Consider the following 18,207-nt stretch of genomic DNA (forward strand, 5'->3'; position numbering starts at 1 on the left):
ACGATGGTGTGCCGAGCTCGCGTTGCCCTCGCCGTGGCCGCACTGGTTGCCTTCCGGATCGCCCCCTCCCCCGCGGTTCAGGCGCAGACCGAGCAGCCGCCCCCCCACATCATCCACCTGGTCGGGCACGAGGATCTGGAGCTGCTCGACCGCGTCCGCGACGTCATCGAGGACTGGGACCCCCGCAAGCTCATCAATCCCTATGTGGAATCGATCCCCGTGATCGAGGACGGCGAGCCGGCCGTCCGCAAGGCGATCCGCCGCCGCGACCTGCTCCAGTTCATCGCCGATCCCGAGGCCGCCGAGGCGCTCGGCAAGGCCTTCTTCTGGGAGATGCAGGCCGGCAGCGACTTCCGCCGGCTCGAAAACGGCACCTTCGTCGGCACCTCCTGCGCCTCGTGTCACTACCGATTCGGCGCCGATGCCCGCACCCGCTTCACCGAGCGCATCCCGCTCGTCGTCTGGGACGAGTACCAGGCCGATCCCGAACACCCGCTCGATCAGCAACCCTACCCGGTCGAAACCCGGGCGATCGAGGACCTCGACCTCGACAGCCAGCCCGAGCCGCTCGAGTTCATCTCCGGGTCGGCCGGGGTCGAGCCCCTCATCTTCACCGGGCTCAACGGCTGCCCTCCCGAGGAGGGAGGTGCCTGGAATTCCGAGGACTCGGAGCGCAGGACGAAATCCCCCGACGACGTGCAAGCCGATCACTGGCAGATGTTCGTCGCCGGGAACGACCCGAACAACGGCAGGCTCTTCCGCCAGATCACCACCCGCAACTCCCCCACCGTCATCAACTCCGTCTTCGCCGACCGCCAGTTTCACGACGGCCGCGCCGAATCCACGTTTAATGGGATCTCGATTTTCGGCGACCGCGACCGCCGGGAGGTTTTACACCACCGTCGGCCCGACGGCCGGCTCGAGCCGGTCCGGGTCGCCATCAGCAACGCCTCGCTCGGCTCCCAGGCCGTCGGCCCGATCGTCAACGAGGTCGAGATGTCCTACCAGGGGAGGACCTTCCACCACCTGGCCGAAAAGCTCCTCGAGGCCCCGGTCCTCGGCTATCAGGAGGTCCATCCCGACGACAGCCTGCTCGGCCCGTTCCTGGCCGAGGTCGAGGAGGGCGAAACACTCAAATACGAAGACCTCATCAGGCGGGCCTTCCGCCGCGAGTGGTGGGACGACCGCGACGGCGACGGCAACCGCCAGACCGTCCCCTTGAGGCTCTCCCACGTCGGACCCGGCCAGGAGTATCCCGACGGCTCGCTGATGGAGGCGAACTTCTCCCTCTACTGGGGCCTGAGCCTGATGCTCTACCAGGCCACCTTGATCTCGAACCAGACCCCGTTCGACGCCATGATGCGGGGCGACGGGGCCGCGGTCGAGGCGCGCTGGGAGGAGATCAAGGATGAGATCGGCGAGATCCGGCTCGACCGCTTCCCGCCCGAACCCGAAGGCGGGCGCCCGCTGGTCGAGACGGGCACCGAGGCCTTCCAGTACGGCTTCCGGGTCTTCCTGAACCGCGATTGCATCGAATGCCACGACGTCCCGCTGTTCAGCACCGTCTACGAGCGGGACGACGCCCAGGACATCGAGGTGCCGATCGTCTCCCGGATCAATCGGACCCTCCTGCCCCTGGCCCTGGCCGATGCCCTCAAATTCCGGCTCCGGGAGGCCCACGACCGGGCCATCCGGGACGCGGCCGATGAGCTCCGGGACGTCAGGCCCGAACTCGGCCCCCGGGCCGAACGCATCATCCGAGAGATCGACCTCCTGCGGGGCGACGCCGAGGGGAGCCTGAACCGCTTCTGCCTGCTCATCCACCCGAGGTTGGACGCCGAGTCGATCCCGTCGGACACCATCCGCGAGGTTGCGAGGATTCTCCACACCTTCGAGAAGACGGCCCATCGGCGGCTCGGTGCCCGCCCCTTCTTCGATGAAGACCAGCGCGTCGCGTTCGCCGAGGAGCTGACCGACCCGGTCCTCGTCGAGAAGATGGTCATCCCGGACGATCAGGCCGACACCCGCCCCCCGCTTCCCATCGGCGGCCTCCCGGCCTCGGAGCATTACTCGTTCTACGACCTCGGCTTCTACAACATCGGCGTCGCCCCCCCTCGGTACGACCCCGGGATCGGCCACGCCGAGGACACCGCCAACATCGATGCCCTGAGGCACGATCGCGACGAGCGGCTCACCGAAATCATCGAGCGAATTGAGCTTCCGGGAGGGCTCAACGACCAGCAACGCGAATCGCTCCGGGGGCAGCTCCGCTCCGGAATCCTGCCCAACGACGAGCCGATCGACCTCCAGGAGAAACAGGCGCTCCAACGGGAGGTGCAGGAGGCGATCCAGGAGGAGATGCGGGCCGATGCCGTCGAGCGCCTCGCCCCGACCGCCCCTCGACAGCGCCCCTCGCTCGGCGCCCCCGGCTCGGCCTACCGCTTCCAGGGCCAGTGGCAACGCCCCGAGGGGGACCCCGCGGCCGACGGGCCCGAGCAATTCCAGCCCGAGGCCCTGCGTCTCAGGGGGCTCGCACCGCCTACCCCCCGGGCGGCCCTCGACTGCCCGCCGGATCCGCCGGAACCGATCGACGTTTCCTGGATCCGGGACTACATCCCCTCCAATCGCCGCCGGAGCCTCATGCACTTCTACTCCAGGGCCCGCATCCTTGTCTTCCACGAGGAACCCTGGGGACACCGCGAGCCGTTCGTCCACGACAACGAACTCGCCTTCTGGGGCGCCTTCAAGACGCCGACCCTGCGCAACATCGAGCTGACCGCTCCTTATATGCACAACGGTCGCATCATTCGGCTGGAAGACGTGATCGAGTTCTACGACGACGGGGGGCACTTCGGGCGATCCCTCCTCGAAAACCCCGACAAGCACCCGGAGATGGTCGAGCTGGACATGGACCGGAACGACCAGCGGGCCCTGCTCTTCTTCCTGCGCTGCCTGACGGACGACCGCGTCCGCAACGAGACGGCCCCGTTCGACCACCCCTCCCTCCGGCTCGTCCACGGCTACGAGGAAGGAGACGACGGCGCGCTCGTCGAGCGGGTCGAGCAGATCTCCTTCAGCGAACCCGACGCCTCCCCCTGACGCCCCGGCCCGGGCACCCCGCGACCCGGGAGGCACGGATCGCCTCCCCTCGGTTCGGCTCGCCCCTCGCCGGGCCAGGAGGAGGGCGGTGGGGCGGTCCCGGGTGTTGCGTCCGGGCGAGCGTGACAGGTGCTCGCGTGCATGGTCTTTACGCAAACTAGAAGTTCATTTATGATGATCATCTCACAAGTTCTTTTGAGATGATTTTGGGGGCGTCGGCCTGGGCTGCGGGTCGGGCGGTTCGTCGATGGTGACGGCCAGGCCGGCCGAGAGGCGGGCGACGAGTTGTTCCCGGTCGGCGTCCGCGAGTTGCCGGGGCCGGATCATCTGGTAGAGGATGGCGAACCCGGTCAGGTGGGCGATGATCAGCCCGGCCCGGGTCCCGGCATCGGGCCCGCCGAGCCGTTCGGCCAGGACCGGCAGGTTCTCGCTCTCCAGCCGGTCGCGCAGCAGGTCGGCCGCGGCCGGCTCGGTGGCGGCCCTGAGCAGGAGGAGCAGCGGGATCCGGCCCGATTCGGGCGCCCCCGGCCGGCCGTAGACCATCAATCGGGCGAGCCGATCGGCCAGCGTCGCCCGATCGCCGTCGATCAGTTCCCGGATGTCGAAGGCCCGCTCGATGACCTCGGCGAACAGCCCTTCCTTCGAGCCGAAGTAACGGTTGATCATCGCCGCGGTCACGCCCGCATCCATGGCGATCTCGCGGGCCCCGGCGTGACCATACCCTTTGCACGCGAAATGGCGGGTGGCCGCCTCCAGGATCGCCGTCCGGGTCGCGGTCGAATCCCGACGGCGGTGGGCCGCTGCCTCGCTTCGTTCTGACGTCATCGTTCACCCCTTCCCCTCTAGTAAACGAAGGTTGACTTCGGAAGTCAACCTCCCTACTCTTCTACAGTCAACAGCGGTTGACATTTGCCGGGGCACGGTTCGCCGGGTGCCCCGATCGTTGCCCGGTTGAGCACCGTCTCGGACGGGGATGGCGGTTTCGGCCCCGGGCCTGGCCCTTGTATCGGCCGCGTTCAGGAGTCCTTGATTGATGAAACCGTACCACCGACCGGCCTCCGGTCCAACCACCCGAAGGGCCGGCCTGTTCGCGGCCGCCACCCTGGGATTGCTCGCCTCGGCCGGCTGCCGAGAGGCCGAGTCGCGGGCCGAGCCGCCCCCGCCGACCGTCGGCGTGGTCGAGGCCCGGCAGATGACGGTCCCGATCCTCTCCTCGCCGACCGGCACCACGCGGTCGCTCCGAGAGGTGGCCGTCCGGGCCCGGGTCCGCGGCTTCCTGACCGAGCAGGCGTTCGAGGAGGGCTCCTTCGTCGAGGAGGGCCAGCTCCTCTTCGTCATCGAGGAGGAGCCGTTCCAGATCGCCTTGAAGTCGGCCGAGGCCCGGCGAGACGAGGCCGAGGCGGCCCTGAAGAAGGCCGAGGCGTCCCGCGCCCGCGAGATCGCCGAGGCCCAACTGGCCGTCGACGGCGCCCAGCTCGAGCTGGCCCGGGTCGAGGAACGCCGCCAGCAGACCCTGACCTCGCGCAACGTCGCCACCCAGCAGGAGCTCGACGAGGCGGTCGCCCGCCGGGAGAGCTACGCGGCCCAGGTCGAGGCCGACCGGGCCCAGCTCGAGCAGGCCAGGGCCGACTACGAGGTGAACATCCTGGCGGCCCGGGCCGGCCTCGACGAGGCGGAGGCCGCGGTCCGGTCGGCCGAGCTGGACCTGAGCTACTGCCGGATGTATGCCCCGATCGGTGGTCGGATCGGCGAGGCCCAGGTCAAGGTCGGCAACCTCGTCGGCCCGACGGCCCCGGGAGGGGCGGATAACACCGAGCTGGCCACCGTCCAGCAGCTCGACCCGATGGGGGTCGACATCCGGGTCAGCTCCCGGTACCTCGAACGCTTCTCCCGGCTGATCGCCGAGGGCCTGGCCGTCCGGCTGACCCGGACCGGGCTGGAAGGGGAACGCCCCTACCCGCACGAGGGCCGGGTTTACTTCTACGACAACCAGATCGACCCGAGGACCTCGACCTTCCTGGTCAAGGCCGAGGTGCCCAACCCCGACGGCACCCTGCTGCCGGGCGAGTACGTGAAGCTGGAGATGACCATCGACGTGCTGGAAGACGCGGTCGTCGTCCCCGAGCAGGCCGTGGCCGAGACCCAGGCCGGGCCGGTCGTCTACCTGATCGACGACGACGGCACGGTGGCCATCCAGAGCGTCGAGGCGGCCCAGACGTACGACGGGCTCCGGGTGGTCTCGGCGGGTCTGGAGCCGGGCCGCCAGGTGATCGTCGAGGGGCTGCAGCTGATCCGGCCCGGCATCCCCGTGAAGGTCCAGCCGGCCAACCTGCCCGAGCCGGTCCGGCCCAATCGCGCGATCGACGCCCCGGACGTTCCCGCCGACCCTGCGACCCTCGACGACCTCCCGGCCGAGTCGACCGAGGACGCCGCCGACCTGCCCGAGGTGACTCCGGGAGGGCCGAGGTCGGCGATCGCGGCCGGCCAGGACGCCTCGACCCCCGCTTCGACGGATCGGCCGGACGGGGTCGAGTCTGAGCCTGATACTGAGCCTGGGATTGAGTCTGAGTCCGAAGCTGAGGCAGCCCCGGCCCCCTGATAGCAGCGTCCTGCGCGTCGTTTCCCGACCGGCCCGACCTCCACGAGTGCCCCAATCGCCATGGTCAAGTTCGTCAACTTCTTCATCACCCGGCCGATCTTCGCCACGGTGCTGGCCTTGCTGATGCTGATCATTGGCGGCATCAGCCTGTACTTCCTGCCGATCGCGCAGTACCCGCAGATCGCCCCCCCGCAGGTCCAGATCACCACCGCCTACACTGGGGCCGACGCCGAGACGGTGGCCGAGACGGTGACCACGCCGATCGAGCAGCAGCTCAACGGGACCGAGGGGATGGCCTACTTCTCCTCGAACAGCACGGCCAACGGCATGGCGAGCATCGTTGCCACGTTCCAGGTCGGCTACGACCAGGACATCGCCGCCGTCGACGTGCAGAACCGGGTGCAGACGGCCACGCCGCAATTGCCGCCGGAGGTGAAACAGTACGGCGTCTCGATCAAGAAGACCTCGACCGACATGGTCTGCATCGTCAACCTGGTCGATGTCTCGGGGGAGGACCGCTACAACCAGACCTTCCTCGACAATTACGGCCAAATCTACGTCGCCGACGCCCTGAAGCGGATCCCGGGCGTGAGCGACGTGATGGTCTTCGGCCGGAAGTACGCGATGCGGATCTGGATCGACCCGGACCGCATGGCCGAGATGCAGATCGCGCCGACCGAGCTGATCCAGGCCGTCCAGCAGGAGAACCTCCAGGCCGCCGCCGGCAAGGTGGGGGCCCCCCCGGTCCCGACCGGGCAGGTCTTCGAGTTCCCGATCACGGTCAAGGGGCGGCTGACCGAGGTTTCGGAGTTCGGGGAGATCATCGTCCGCCGCCGCGACGACGGCTCGATCGTCCGGCTCAAGGACGTCGCCCGGGTCGAGCTGGACTCGGAGAGCTACGAGACGACCGTCTTCCTCGACGGCATGCCCGCCGGCGGCATGGCGATCTTCCAGCACGCCGACGCCAACGGCCTGGCGATCGTCGAGCAGGTCAGGGAGGAGATGGACCGCCTGGCGCGGAACTTCCCGCCGGGCCTGGAATACCGGATCCCGTACAACACGACCCTCTACGTCGAGGAGAACATCGCCGAGGTCGAGCACACGCTCGTCGAGGCGTTCCTGCTCGTCATGGTGGTGGTCTTCATCTTCCTCCAGGGGTGGCGGGCGACGGTCATCCCGATGCTGGCGATCCCGGTCTCGCTGATCGCCACCTTCGCCCTGATGGCCGTCTTCGGCTTCTCGATCAATACGCTGACGCTCTGCGGCCTGGTGCTGGCCATCGGCCTGGTGGTGGACGACGCCATCATCGTGGTCGAGAACGTGGAGAAGTATTTGGAACGCGGCTATCGCCCGCTGGCGGCGACCCGGGCCGCGATGGCCGAGATCACGGCGCCGATCGTCACGATCACCCTGGTGCTGGCCGCCGTGTTCATCCCGGTGGCCTTCATCCCGGGCCTGACCGGGATGCTCTACAACCAGTTCGCCATGACGGTGGTCTTCTCGTTCATCTTCTCGGCCTTCAATTCGTTGACGTTCAGCCCGGCGATGTCGCGGCTCTTCCTGAAGCCGAAAAAGAACCACGGCGAGTCGAAGTTCTTCCTCTTCCGCTGGTTCAACCGGGGGATGAAATGGCTGGAGAACTCGTATGACGGCGTGCTCGAATTCACGGCCCGGCACTGGTGGGCGATCGTCGCCCCGTCGGTGGCCTTGCTGGCCCTGACGGCCTTCATGCTGATCCAGCGGCCGAAGGCGTTCATCCCGACCGAGGACCAGGGGTACCTGATCGCCGCCATGCAGGCGCCCGACGGCACGAGCCTGGAGAAGACGACCGAGCTGATCCGCCGCGTCGACCTGATCGCCCGTGAGCTGCCGGGCGTCGAGCACACGGTGGCCGTCAGCGGGCGGAACATCCTGAGCAACACGGCCCAGAGCAACGCGGCCTTCGTCTTCCTGCCCTTGAAGGAGTGGGCCGAACGCGACGACCCGGAACTGCGCTCGAGCGCCCTGGCCCAGACGCTCCAGGGGATGCTCGGCTCCCAGATCCGAGAGGCCCAGATCATGGTCGTCGAGCCGCCGCCGATCCGGGGCCTGAGCCAGACCGGCGGCTTCGAGATGATGGTCGAGGACCGCGAGGGGAAGGGGGTCGAGGCCCTGCAGCAGGTGGTCGACCAGTTCCAGGCCGCCGCCGCCGAGCGTCCCGAGCTGGCCGGCGTCTTCTCGACCTTCTCGGCCCGGGTGCCGCAGGTCCGCTTCGACCTCGACCGGACGAAGGCCCGGCGGCTCGACGTGCCGATCTCCGACGTCTTCGCCGTGCTCCAGACGAACCTCGGGGCGTATTACGTCAACGACTTCAACCTGTTCGGGAAGGTCTGGAAGGTGATGCTCCAGGCCGAGGGGGAGGTCCGCCAGCGCCCGGAGGACATCCTCGACCTGTTCGTCCTGAACCGGGAGGGGGAGAAGGTCCCGCTCAGCGCCCTGGGGGAGGTCAAGTACGTGCTCGGGGCGATCGACGTGCCGCATTACAACCTCTACGCCACGGCCCGGATGAACGGCGGCCCGGCCCCCGGATTCAGCTCGGGACAGGCCGTCGCCGCGATGGAGGAGGTCGCCCGGTCGGTCCTGCCCGAGGGGTTCGACTTCGAGTGGACCGGCACCACCTTCCAGGAGCAGCAGACCGGCAACCTGTCGACCTACATCTTCGGGCTGTCGGTCGTCTGCGTCTTCCTGTTCATGGCGGCCTTGTACGAGAGCTGGATCCGGCCGCTGGTGATCATCCTGACGGTCCCGCTGGCCATGTTCGGCGCCGTCTTCGGGCTCTGGCTGTTCGACATGCCGCTCGACGTGTTCGGGCAGATTGGTCTGGTGATGTTGATCGGTCTGGAGACGAAGAACGCGATCTTGCTGGTCGAGTTCGGCGTCGAGATGCGAGAGCGGCGCGGGATGGGGATCATCGAGTCGGCCAAGGCGGCCTCTCGGGAGCGGCTGCGGCCGATTTTGATGACCTCATTCGCCTTCGTGATGGGGGTCTTGCCGATGGTGATGGCCACCGGGGCCGGGGCGTACAGCCGCAACTCGCTGGGGGTGGTGATCGCCTTCGGGATCGGCGTGAGCACGGTGCTCGGCCGGTTCGTGATCCCGATCTACTACGTGCTGGGGGAACGGATCATCGACGCCTTCGCCCGCCTCCGAGGCGTCGAGGATGAGGAGGAGGACCCGCACGGCCCGGCCCACCCCGGCCACGGCGCGACGGCCCACCACACGCATGCCGCCTCCGCATCGGGTCAGGTCACCGTGTCGGCCCATGCCCAGGTCGGCTCGAACGGCGACGGGGCGCATGGGCACGGCGGTCTTCCCGGCCCGAAGCCGCCGGGAGAGGCCCGCTCCTTCCCCGAGTGACCGGGCAAGGCCCGACCGGCGGCCGCCCGGAATGCGCCGTCGGGACTCCGCGGCGCGGACCGATCTCCTGACATGATCAAGGGATCGGTCCGCGCCGCGGGGCCCGTTGGGGGCAGCGACCCCGGGCCGGGCGATCGGGGTTGGGTTCGTTTCGCGCCCGGGCGGCGTGCATGATCCGAACCGGGGCACAAGGTGCGAGCAATCGCGTTAAAATAGATATGTTTGTTCGTGTGAATTTGTTGTTGCGCTGAAGATGGCAAGGGAATTCCCCGGGCAGGACGGACCGATGGGGCCGCCGGGCGAGGGGGCCGGGATGGGGGGAGGGTCGGGGGGCCTGGGGCTCGACGGGGACGACGGCCGGGCCGGGGGATCGATCAGGAGCGGCGGCCGCGGGCGCGGGCGGCCTGGGCGCGTCGGGCTCGGCGATTGGGCCGGGGCGCGGGGGCCTGGGGCGGGGCGACGGTCACCGGGATCGATGCGACGACGCCCGGGGCGGGGGACGAGGCGGGCCGGTCGGCGTCGGCGGGGGTGTTCTTCGGCCCGGGGGGGGCGGGCCTCGGCGGGCGAGAGGGTCGTGGAGGCGGTGAGGGGGCCTCGGCGACGGGTCCGGCGGTGCGGGGGGAGTCGGTCGCGGCGGTCGCCTGGAGGCGGCGAAGCTCGGCGCGGCAGCGGTCGACCTGGCGGCGGGCGTCGGCGGCGTAACGCTCCAGGAGGCGGATGTCGGCCGAGTCGGGCCCGAGGCCGTCGGCGGCGTCGGCGCGGGATCGGGCGTCCCGGGCGTCGAGGTAGGTGTCGAGGCGATCCCGGAGCGCCTGGATGACTCGGCCGACGAGGGCGAGGCTGGGCTCGGGGTCGGAGTCGGGGTGGTCGGGGTCGGGACCTGAACGGGCGAAGGCGACTCGGGCCGAGGCGGGCACGCCGAGCAGGTCGAGGGCGCGGGCCCTGGTGTCGGAGTCCCAGCCGCGCCGGGCGGCCAGGGCGTCGGCCAGCTCGGACCAGCGGTCGAGGAGCCAGAGGACGCCGTGCCGGGTCTGGAGGAGTTTCGGCTGGATGGCCTCGGGGCGGCCCGGGAGCCGGGCGGCGAGGGCGGCGACCTCGGCGGCGCGGTCGTCGTCCCAGCTTTCGAGGGCGCGGTCGGCCTGCTCGGCCCGGGCGGCGAGGATGCGGTGCTCGCAGGCGTCGAGCCTGACCGACTCGGCGCAGAGGCGCTCGAAGAGCCAGATCTGGGCCGGGTCGTCGGGGCGGTAGGCGTCGCGCCACTGTTCGATGCGGTCGGCGATGCGGTCGGCCAGTTCGGCCGGCGGGTGCGTGCCGATCCGAGAGAGGCCGTGCTTCAGGGCGTTGCGGGCCGATCGGGCCTTGCCTGCCCTGGTGCGAGGGCCGGTGGAACGCAGGGCATTGAGCCGATTGGCGAGGAGCTGGTCGATGGTGGTGGTCATGGGTCGCAGGCCCCCGGCGGAGCATTGGTCTCGCGGTCGCTGATGGGTCGCTCGGACACGGCGGGGGAGAATGAAATGACCCCCCAATCTTTCAATATCAGGAGAATGGGCAGGCTTAGTCACTTTTTGATCGGGAAACGGGGAAAATGCTGCGGGGAGGTGGGGGCGGGTGGGAGCGGGCGGGAGCGGGTTCGGAGCCGGTCCATTCGAGGGGGGAGGCACGGGGGTTGGGGTGGCTGCCTCTCAACGACCGTGGGGAGAGGGCCGGGGCGAGGGGCAAGAGTTCGGATCGCAAAGCGCTTTCGTCCGGGCAGCGGCCCCCTCACCCGGCCTGCGGCCACCCTCTCCCCCAAAATGGGGCGAGGGTTGGGAGGGCTCGATCGCCAGGAAACGCCGAGCCGGGTCCGGGCACCCCTCCCGGCGATCGGGGCGAGGGGCCTGAGTGCGGATCGCAGAGGGGGGGGCGTCCGGGCCGAGGCCCCCTCACCCGGCCTGCGGCCACCCTCTCCCCCGAAGGGAGCGAGGGTCGGGAGGGCCCGCTTGCCCCGAGGAGGGCTCGCTCGGCCCGAAGAGGGCCCGCTCGCGCGGAGAGTGGGGGGCGAGGGTTGGGGGATTCGATCGCGAGGGTGAGGGGGGAGACGGCCGATGGCGGAGGGGGAAGGGAGGGGGTCAGGGCCGGGCAAGGATGCGGCCGGAGTGGGGGGGGAGGTCGAGCGTGAGATGGCCGTTGAGGACGGAGCAGGGGGACTCGGGGGCGAGCTGATCCGCGAAGGTGTCGCCGTCGGGGGCGGCGACGGGGAGGTTGAGCGTGGCGGGGGATGATGAGATGTTGATGGCAATGTAGGCGCGGTCGTGGTCGAGCCGACGCTCGAACGCGAACTGCTCCGAGGCGATGAGCAGTTGATGGTACGAGCCGTGGCGGAGGGCGGGCAGGCGGCGGCGGATGGCGGCGAGGCGCGCGATGAAGGGGGCGAGGTCGGGGTGGCGGCCGAGGGCGCGGCCGGCCTCGGGGGTGGGCAGGGGGGGGCGGAGCGGGCGGTCGTCGCCCTGGGACCGGGCGCCCTCGATGCCCCACTCGCTGCCGAGGTAGATGGAGGGCACGCCGGGCATGGTGACGAGCAGGAGGTGGACCGGGGCCAGGTGGGCCGGGTCGCGGAGCGTGCTGGCGATGCGGTCGACGTCGTGGTTATCGACGAAGTTGTACGTCGTCAGATCTCGATAAAGGCCGCCGTCGCCGAACTGGCGGTCGAGCGAGTGGGCGATCTCGAAGAGGTTGCGGTCGTTGTGGCTGGAGTAGAGGCCCTTGTAGCACTCGTAGTTGGTGACGGCGTCGAGCAGGCCGGGTCCGGCGATCCGGCGGTAGTCGCCGTGGATGGCCTCGCCGAGGAGCCAGAACTCGGGGCGGAGGGCGTGGCAGGCGTCGGCCAGGGCGCGGACGAAGTCGGGGTCGAGCGCGTAGGCGACGTCGAGGCGGAGGCCGTCGATCTCGAAGCGGTCGACCCAGGATCGGACGGCCTCGAACAGGTGCTCGCGCACGCCGGGGTGGCCGAGGTTGAGCTTCACGAGGTCGAAGTGGCCCTCCCAGGCGTCGTAAGAGAAGGGGTCGCCGAGGGGGCTGCGTTGGGAGAAATCGACGCCGGAGAACCAGTCGCGGAAGGGGGAGTGCTCGCCGTTCTGCTGGAGGTCGCGGAAGGCCCAGAAGTCGCGTCCGACGTGGTGGAAGACGCCGTCGAGGATGACGCGGATGCCGGCGTCGTGCAGCGCCCGGGTCAGGCCGGCGAGGGTGCCGTCGGTGCCGAGGCGGCGGTCGACGAGGCGGTAGTCGGCCGTGTCGTAGCCGTGGGAGGAGGACTCGAAGACCGGGCCGAGGTAGACGGCGTCGGCCCCGAGCCATCGGAGGTGGTCGATCCAGGCCCGGAGCTGGTCGAGGCGAGGGGTCGGCGGGGTCCGGAAGTCGTTGACCGGCGGGGCCCCGCACTGGCCGAGGGGGTAGCTGTGGGCGATGAAGGCGTCTTGATACCACGGTGAGGGCATGATCGTCCCCGGAGGATCTTGGGAAATGGAGATAGCGGTGCAAACAGGATGCCGGTCGGATTGGCTCGGCTCGATTCGATCCGATTCGGCTTGACGGGGCCGGGCCCCGGGCATGCCGCCCCCGGGGCGATTGCGGGGGGGCCGGGGCGGGGGGCGAGGGGGCCGCGGTGAGTCGCACGGGCGGGGGGAGGGCGATCGCCGGAGGGGGCGGGGATCACGACGACCTCAGGGCGGCGAGGAGGTCGCGCAGCTCTTCATCGATTTGTGCAGGGTCATCGACCGTCTCGGCGATGAGGGCGAGGATGGCGTCGCGGTAGCGCTTGCGGAGGCGGTGGGCGGCGACCTGGACGGCCCCCTCGGTCATCCCCAGGGCCTCGGCCACGGCGAGCGAGCCGCCGGGCAGCGGCTCGCCGGCGAGGGTGGGGGCCAGCCGATCGAAGAGGACGGCTTTCCCCGAGCGCCCGTAGTCGTCTCGGAGGGTGCCGAAGGCGGCCTCGAGGATCGAGAGGGCCCAGCGACGGTCGAAGATTTGTTCGGGTGTGAGGGTGTCGGCGGGTTCGATCGCGTAGCGCCGCTCGGCGTCGGCCGCGTCGATGGAGAAGGGGGCGGGGCCCCGGACGGCGGCATGGCGGCGGTCCTTGCAGAGGTAGTTGCGGCAGCAGGCCAGGAGGAAGGCGCGGAAGCGCCCTCGGGCGGGGTCGAGGGAGCGGAGATCCTGGCGGCGGAGCAGCTCGGCGAAGAAGCCCTGCGTCAGGTCGGCGGCGTCGTCGGGGGTGTGGCCCCATCGGCGGATGAAGGTATAAACGGGGAGCCAGTAGGTCTTGCAGAGGGTGGCCAGGGCTTCCTCGGCCCGATCGGAGGCGCCGCCGGCGGCCAGGACGACGCTCCAGCAGGTGGTCTCGAATCGGGGGTTGCCTTCGGTGGACATGGGTCGATCTCTTGCGGGAGCCGTGGCTTCGGTCGGGCGGCGGAGGGGGGGCGATCAGCGACGGGCCGGGGAGGGGCCGAAGACGGTGGTCAGGTCGAGCGGGTCGCCCAGGTCCTCTTGCTGGTCGAGCAGGGCGGCGTAGAGGGAGTCGAGCCGCTCGGCGTGGTCGGGAGAGGCGGCCAGGTCGCGGAGCTGAAGCGGGTCGTCCGCCAGGTGGTAGAGGCGGGCGACCCGGGCCCCGGGGTAGAGGAGGAGGGCGTAGCCGTCGAGGGTGATGGATCGCTGGAGCTGCATGTAGGCGCCATAGATCGGTCGGCGGGGTGGTGGTGGGCTGTCGGCGCGGAGCAGGGGGAGGAGGCTGGTGAAGCCGACGTGGTCGGGGACGGGGACGCCCGCGAGTTCGAGGGTGGTTGGCATGATGTCCTGAAGATAAATCGGCGTGTCGATTGCGACGCCCTGGGGGATGCCGGGTCCGGCGACGAGGAAGGGGACGCGGGTGCTGTGCTCGTAGAGATTCTGCTTGCCCAAGAAGCCGTGGCGGCCGACCGCGAGGCCGTGGTCGGCGGTGAAGACGACGAGGGTGTTGTCGGCCTTCGGGGAGGAGTCGAGGGCGTCGAGGATGCGGCCGATCTGCTGGTCGAGGTGGGTGATGAGGGCGAAGTACTCGCCGCGGTGGACCCTGACGGCGAGCTCGGTGCGGGGGAACGGGGCGAGGGCCTCGTCGCGGAGCTTCGGGTCGCAGCCGATGAGGTCGTTGTGGGGGTATTCGGGGAGGAAGTTCTCGGGGAGGGCGACGCGATCGGGGGGGTAGCGGTCGACGAACTCGCGGGGGGACTGGCGGGGGTCGTGCGGGGCGTTGAAGGCGACGTACATGAAGAAGGGGGCCTCGCGGCCGGAGGCGCGATCGAGGTAGTCGAGGGCGTCGTCGGCCGTGACCTCGGACCAGTGGGTGCCGCCTTCCCAGAAGCCGCCGAAGCGGGGATCGGAGGGGTCCCAGGGGTCGTCGCCGTCGGGGAGCGGGCGGTTGTAGCCCTCGGGGGTCTGGGCGGGCATGCCGGGGCGGACGTGGCGGGTGGTGTCGAAGACCAGGGCGGGATCGGCGCGGATGTGCCATTTCCCGGTGAAATAGGTTTCATATCCGGCGGCGTTGAGCAGGGAGGGCCAGAGGCGGCCGGCGCGGGCCTCGTCGGGGAGGGTGGGGTCGACGGCGTGGGCGTCCCAGAGGGTGCGGCCGGTGATGAGCATGCAACGGCTGGCGACGCAGATGGCCCCGTTCCAGCCGCCCATGTTGTAGGAGCGGTCGAAGGAGGTGCCCCGGCGGGCGAGGCGGTCGAGGTTCGGGGTGTCCACGTCGACCAGGCCGCGGGCGCCGAGGGCCTCGAACGAGTAATCATCGGCGAAGAGGAAGAGCATGTTCGGGGGTTTCTGGGAGGGGTTGGCCCAGGAGGTTCCGCATGCGGTGGCGAGCACGGTGGCGCAGGTCAGGAACGCGAGCCATGAACGGTGCATGCGGTATACCCCGGTTGAAGTGCGGGAGGACGTGGAGGACCTCGGGAGTTTACTGTATCGCGCGAGGTGCCTTGACTGAACCGGGTTGCGCGACGATTCTGGGGGGGCGTTGCGGGCAGGAGGTGGGCGAGTGGGCCGGGTTCCGGTCCGGCGGTTTTGATCGACACGGCGTTGCGAGTGATGTGCTCCGATGGATGATCGTTCGACAACTGTGCGAGAGCTGATGGATCTGGTCCTGCGCTTTTCCCGGGAACGGGACTGGGAGCAGTTCCATCACCCGAAGGACCTGGGGATTTGCCTGGCGATCGAGGTGGGGGAGGTGCTGGAGCACTTCCGGTTCCGGACGGATGCCGCGATCCGGGGCGACCTGGAGGACCCGGATCGCAGGCGGGCGATGGCGCATGAGATGGCCGATTGCCTGTGGGCGTTGCTCCGCCTGGCGGATGTCTGCGGCATCGACCTGGCCGGGGCGCTGGAGGAGAAGATCGCGCTGGCGGCGGAGAAATACCCGGTGGAGCAATCGTCGGGGAGGGCGGACAAGTATACGGCGTATGTCCGCTCGGGGGAGGAGGACGAGACGGGAGAGGAGAGCAGCGAGAAAAACTAATGGCGTGAGAATGTGGGTGAATGTCTGTCTGGTCGGTCCCTCCTCCTACGGGGAGGGTTCGGCTTGGGTTGCGAGGAGGGCGAGGGTGGCCCAGGAGGTGGTGGAGTAGTGCTGGGCGTCGCTCTCGTTGCCGGAGGGGCGGGTGGTCTCGGGCCAGCCGCCGGAGGGGAGTTGCGCGGCGATGAGGGAGGAGCGGCCGAGGCGGAGGGGATCGCGGGTGTCGGCGGAGGGGGTGGCGGCGAGGGCGAGGACGGCCAGGGCGGTGTCGAAGACCTCGGGGGGGGAGGTCTCGTAGGGGCCCCAGCCGCCGTCGGGGGACTGGGAGCGGAGGAGGAGGTCGAGGGCCTGACGGCGGCGATCGGGGGAGGCGTGTTCTCCCAGGTCATGCTCATGAAGGAGTGCGACGGCGGCGTCGAGCGTGGTGCGGATTGGGCGGGAGCGGAGCCAGCGGTCGGCGGCGGCGATGGGGTCGCGGTGGCGGTCGGGGTCGGCTCTTGTCAGGACCCGGCGGGCGGTGAGGGTGGTGAGAGACCAACCGTAGGTGGCGGGGGAGCCGAGGGTGTCGGGACCGTCGATCGGCCAGGAGCCGTCGGGTTGCTGGTCGGCCGCGAGGCGATCGGCGGCGGCGTCCAGGGCGGGTTGGGCGTCGGGGGCGAGGCCGGCCTCGGCGGCCTCGGCGAGGGAACGGGCGAACTGGAGGCGGGCCAGGCGTTTGTCGCTGAAAGTGCCCTGGCCGCCGTTGTCGTCCCAGCGATCGGGTCGGAGGAGCCATTGGAGGGAGTCGGCCGTGGCAGCCGGGGGGACCTCGAAGCCGAGCGCGACGGCGCGGAAGAGGGCGTGCGCGCCGTCGCCGTTGTGATGGCACGAGGCGCAGCCGTTTTCAGGACGCCAGCGGGGGACTTCCCGGGCGAGGTAGCGGACGGCGCGCGATTCGGGGGAATCGGCCGGGGCGGCATTAGCCTGGGGGATGGCAAGGAGGGCGAGATAAGCGAAAGGGAGTGAGATCATGAGCACGGGTCGTATCTCACGGGTTTGAGGGGGCCGCGACGGTTTCGGATGGTTGATGAGGCGAGGTCTCAGGAACCGGGGGACAGGAAGGAAGGGCGGGGAAGTCGGGGACGCTGGCGGTTGGGTAGGGGTGTCCCGGTTTCGCGGTCGAATTCGTCGCCGCTGAGGACGGCGGGGGGATGGTCGGCGGTCTGCTGTGTCCAGGTGGCGAGGGTGGCCCGCAGCGATTGAAGGATCGCTTCATGCTCGGGGCTGGATGCGAGGTTGTGCAATTCGTGGGGATCGGTTTCCAGGTCGTACAGTTCTTCGACGGGCCTCGGGGCGGTGAAGCAGGCGAGCTGATGGGGGTTGAGCTGGCCGGCGTCGCGCAGGCGTTTCAAGGCGTCGAAGGTGGGGCTGCGGACGGCGTCGGCGGGGGGGGTGAGCGGCATGGGGGCGTCGGTGTTGAGGATGTACTTGTAGCGATCGGAGCGGACGGCGCGCTTGCGGGCGGCGTAGTCGTGCCAGTTGTGCTCGGCGAAGACGTGATCGCGGGGGGTCGACTGGGGGTTTTCGAAAAGGATCGAGATGTCGACACCCTGGAAGGATGGCCCTGGATTGATGCCGGCGAGGGAGAGGAAGGTGGGGGCCAGGTCGATCGAGCTGACGAGGGACTCGGTGACGGATCCGGGGGGGATGCGGCCGGGCCAGCGGGCGATCAGGGGGGTGCGGATGCCGTCGTCGTAGACGGTGGTCTTGCAGCGGGGGAAGGGGCGGCCGTTGTCGCTCATGAAGAGGACGAGGGTCTGGTCGGCGACGTCTTGGCGGTCGAGTTCGTCGAGGACGAGGCCGACGAAGTGGTCGAGGCGAGAGACCTCGTCGGCGTAGCGGGCCAGGTCGGCGCGGACCTCGGGGGAGTCGGGGAGGAAGGGGGGGACGACCATGGCGGCGGGGTCGTGGGGGTCGGGGATGGTGTCGTCCTGGTAGTCGCGGTGGGGGTCGAGGGAGGCGAGCCAGAGGAAGAAGGGGCGGTCGCGGGGGCGGTCCTGGAGGACGGGGACCCATTGATCACAACCGGCCTGGGCGGCCCCGGCCCCTTCGAAGGCGAGGATGGTGGGATCAAGCTGCTTCGTTTCGTCGTCGCCCGAGGGGAGCTGGAAGCCGCGGGGGTTGGCCTCGCGGACCTCGTCGAAGCGGCCCTTGACGGCGTTGCCGAGGTGCCACTTGCCGGCGGCGGCGGTGTAGTAGCCGGATTGCTTGAGCAACTCGACGAACGTGACTTGATCGGCGGGGAGGGGCCAGTGGAGTTCCTCGGCGCCGGTGTTGTGGGGGTAGCGGCCGGTGATGAGGCTCGACCGGCTGGGGCTGCACGAGCTGCAGGTGAGGAAGGCGCGATCGAAGCGCATGCCTTCGCGGGCGAGGCGGTCGAGGTTGGGCGTACGGATGGTCGGGTGGCCGTAGGGGCCGGTGTCGTCCCAGGAGAGGTCGTCGGCGATGATGAGGACAATATTGGGGGGGGCCTCGGGGGGGCTTGCGAATCCTGGAGCGGCGAGCAGCAGCAGGGGGAGGATCGGGGCAATGCAGGGAGCGAGGCGGATCATGTCGGGTG

11 protein-coding genes are annotated in these 18,207 nt (G+C 69.8%); 4 read left to right on the top strand and 7 right to left on the bottom strand.

The window, feature by feature from the left end:
* Positions 1-3: 3 nt before the first annotated feature.
* On the top strand, positions 4-3,099 hold the full coding sequence (locus AB1L88_RS02055) for a cytochrome c peroxidase (RefSeq protein ID WP_367094959.1): 3,096 nt from the start codon (positions 4-6) through the stop codon (positions 3,097-3,099).
* Between the two features lie 183 nt (positions 3,100-3,282).
* On the opposite strand, the gene AB1L88_RS02060 is transcribed toward AB1L88_RS02055, so the two are convergent.
* The gene (locus tag AB1L88_RS02060) at positions 3,283-3,924 is read right to left on the bottom strand and encodes a TetR family transcriptional regulator (protein WP_367094960.1); all 642 of its coding nucleotides are present in this window, start codon (positions 3,922-3,924) and stop codon (positions 3,283-3,285) included.
* 208 nt (positions 3,925-4,132) lie between these two features.
* On the opposite strand from AB1L88_RS02060, the gene AB1L88_RS02065 reads away from it, so the two are divergent.
* Both AB1L88_RS02065 and AB1L88_RS02070 read left to right on the top strand, forming a co-directional pair.
* On the top strand, positions 4,133-5,698 hold the full coding sequence (locus tag AB1L88_RS02065) for an efflux RND transporter periplasmic adaptor subunit (RefSeq protein ID WP_367094961.1): 1,566 nt from the start codon (positions 4,133-4,135) through the stop codon (positions 5,696-5,698).
* Between the two features lie 60 nt (positions 5,699-5,758).
* Positions 5,759-9,094 carry a multidrug efflux RND transporter permease subunit gene (locus AB1L88_RS02070; RefSeq protein ID WP_367094962.1) on the top strand — a complete coding sequence of 1,112 codons (3,336 nt, stop codon included), beginning with the start codon at positions 5,759-5,761 and terminating at the stop codon, positions 9,092-9,094.
* Between the two features lie 374 nt (positions 9,095-9,468).
* Here the strand turns inward: AB1L88_RS02070 and AB1L88_RS02075 are convergent, their stop codons facing one another.
* The 4 genes from AB1L88_RS02075 to AB1L88_RS02090 all read right to left on the bottom strand — a co-directional run bounded on the left by AB1L88_RS02075 (position 9,469) and on the right by AB1L88_RS02090 (position 15,004).
* Entirely contained in the window at positions 9,469-10,533 is a 1,065-nt protein-coding gene (locus AB1L88_RS02075) for a hypothetical protein (RefSeq protein WP_367094963.1), read from the bottom strand.
* 669 nt (positions 10,534-11,202) lie between these two features.
* Positions 11,203-12,567, bottom strand: coding sequence for an alpha-amylase family glycosyl hydrolase (locus AB1L88_RS02080; RefSeq protein ID WP_367094964.1), 1,365 nt, complete (start codon positions 12,565-12,567; stop codon positions 11,203-11,205).
* A gap of 214 nt (positions 12,568-12,781) precedes the next feature.
* Entirely contained in the window at positions 12,782-13,495 is a 714-nt protein-coding gene (locus tag AB1L88_RS02085; protein WP_367094965.1) for a sigma-70 family RNA polymerase sigma factor, read from the bottom strand.
* 54 nt (positions 13,496-13,549) lie between these two features.
* The gene (locus tag AB1L88_RS02090) at positions 13,550-15,004 is read right to left on the bottom strand and encodes a sulfatase-like hydrolase/transferase (protein ID WP_367094966.1); all 1,455 of its coding nucleotides are present in this window, start codon (positions 15,002-15,004) and stop codon (positions 13,550-13,552) included.
* Between the two features lie 190 nt (positions 15,005-15,194).
* Here AB1L88_RS02090 and AB1L88_RS02095 point away from each other — a divergent pair, with 190 nt between their 5' ends.
* Positions 15,195-15,611, top strand: a complete 417-nt coding sequence (locus tag AB1L88_RS02095; RefSeq protein ID WP_367094967.1) for a nucleotide pyrophosphohydrolase — start codon at positions 15,195-15,197, stop codon at positions 15,609-15,611.
* A 45-nt stretch (positions 15,612-15,656) separates the two neighbouring features.
* Here AB1L88_RS02095 and AB1L88_RS02100 read toward each other — a convergent pair whose 3' ends face one another.
* Both AB1L88_RS02100 and AB1L88_RS02105 read right to left on the bottom strand, forming a co-directional pair.
* The gene (locus AB1L88_RS02100) at positions 15,657-16,619 is read right to left on the bottom strand and encodes a hypothetical protein (RefSeq protein WP_367094968.1); all 963 of its coding nucleotides are present in this window, start codon (positions 16,617-16,619) and stop codon (positions 15,657-15,659) included.
* 68 nt (positions 16,620-16,687) lie between these two features.
* Complete coding sequence (locus AB1L88_RS02105) at positions 16,688-18,199, bottom strand: sulfatase (protein WP_367094969.1); 1,512 nt, start codon at positions 18,197-18,199, stop codon at positions 16,688-16,690.
* Between the last annotated feature and the right edge of the window lie 8 nt (positions 18,200-18,207).

The organism is Tautonia sp. JC769 (assembly GCF_040717455.1).
Classification (GTDB): domain Bacteria; phylum Planctomycetota; class Planctomycetia; order Isosphaerales; family Isosphaeraceae; genus Tautonia.

Excerpts from the sequence above, each read along its gene's own strand:
- AB1L88_RS02065 (WP_367094961.1), top strand. The coding sequence starts at position 4,133 with ATGAAACCGTACCACCGACCGGCCTCCGGTCCAACCACCCGAAGGGCC.
- AB1L88_RS02060 (WP_367094960.1), bottom strand. The coding sequence starts at position 3,924 with ATGACGTCAGAACGAAGCGAGGCAGCGGCCCACCGCCGTCGGGATTCG.
- AB1L88_RS02055 (WP_367094959.1), top strand. The coding sequence starts at position 4 with ATGGTGTGCCGAGCTCGCGTTGCCCTCGCCGTGGCCGCACTGGTTGCC.
- AB1L88_RS02070 (WP_367094962.1), top strand. The coding sequence starts at position 5,759 with ATGGTCAAGTTCGTCAACTTCTTCATCACCCGGCCGATCTTCGCCACG.
- AB1L88_RS02080 (WP_367094964.1), bottom strand. The coding sequence starts at position 12,567 with ATGCCCTCACCGTGGTATCAAGACGCCTTCATCGCCCACAGCTACCCC.
- AB1L88_RS02085 (WP_367094965.1), bottom strand. The coding sequence starts at position 13,495 with ATGTCCACCGAAGGCAACCCCCGATTCGAGACCACCTGCTGGAGCGTC.
- AB1L88_RS02095 (WP_367094967.1), top strand. The coding sequence starts at position 15,195 with ATGGATGATCGTTCGACAACTGTGCGAGAGCTGATGGATCTGGTCCTG.
- AB1L88_RS02090 (WP_367094966.1), bottom strand. The coding sequence starts at position 15,004 with ATGCACCGTTCATGGCTCGCGTTCCTGACCTGCGCCACCGTGCTCGCC.
- AB1L88_RS02105 (WP_367094969.1), bottom strand. The coding sequence starts at position 18,199 with ATGATCCGCCTCGCTCCCTGCATTGCCCCGATCCTCCCCCTGCTGCTG.
- AB1L88_RS02075 (WP_367094963.1), bottom strand. The coding sequence starts at position 10,533 with ATGACCACCACCATCGACCAGCTCCTCGCCAATCGGCTCAATGCCCTG.
- AB1L88_RS02100 (WP_367094968.1), bottom strand. The coding sequence starts at position 16,619 with ATGATCTCACTCCCTTTCGCTTATCTCGCCCTCCTTGCCATCCCCCAG.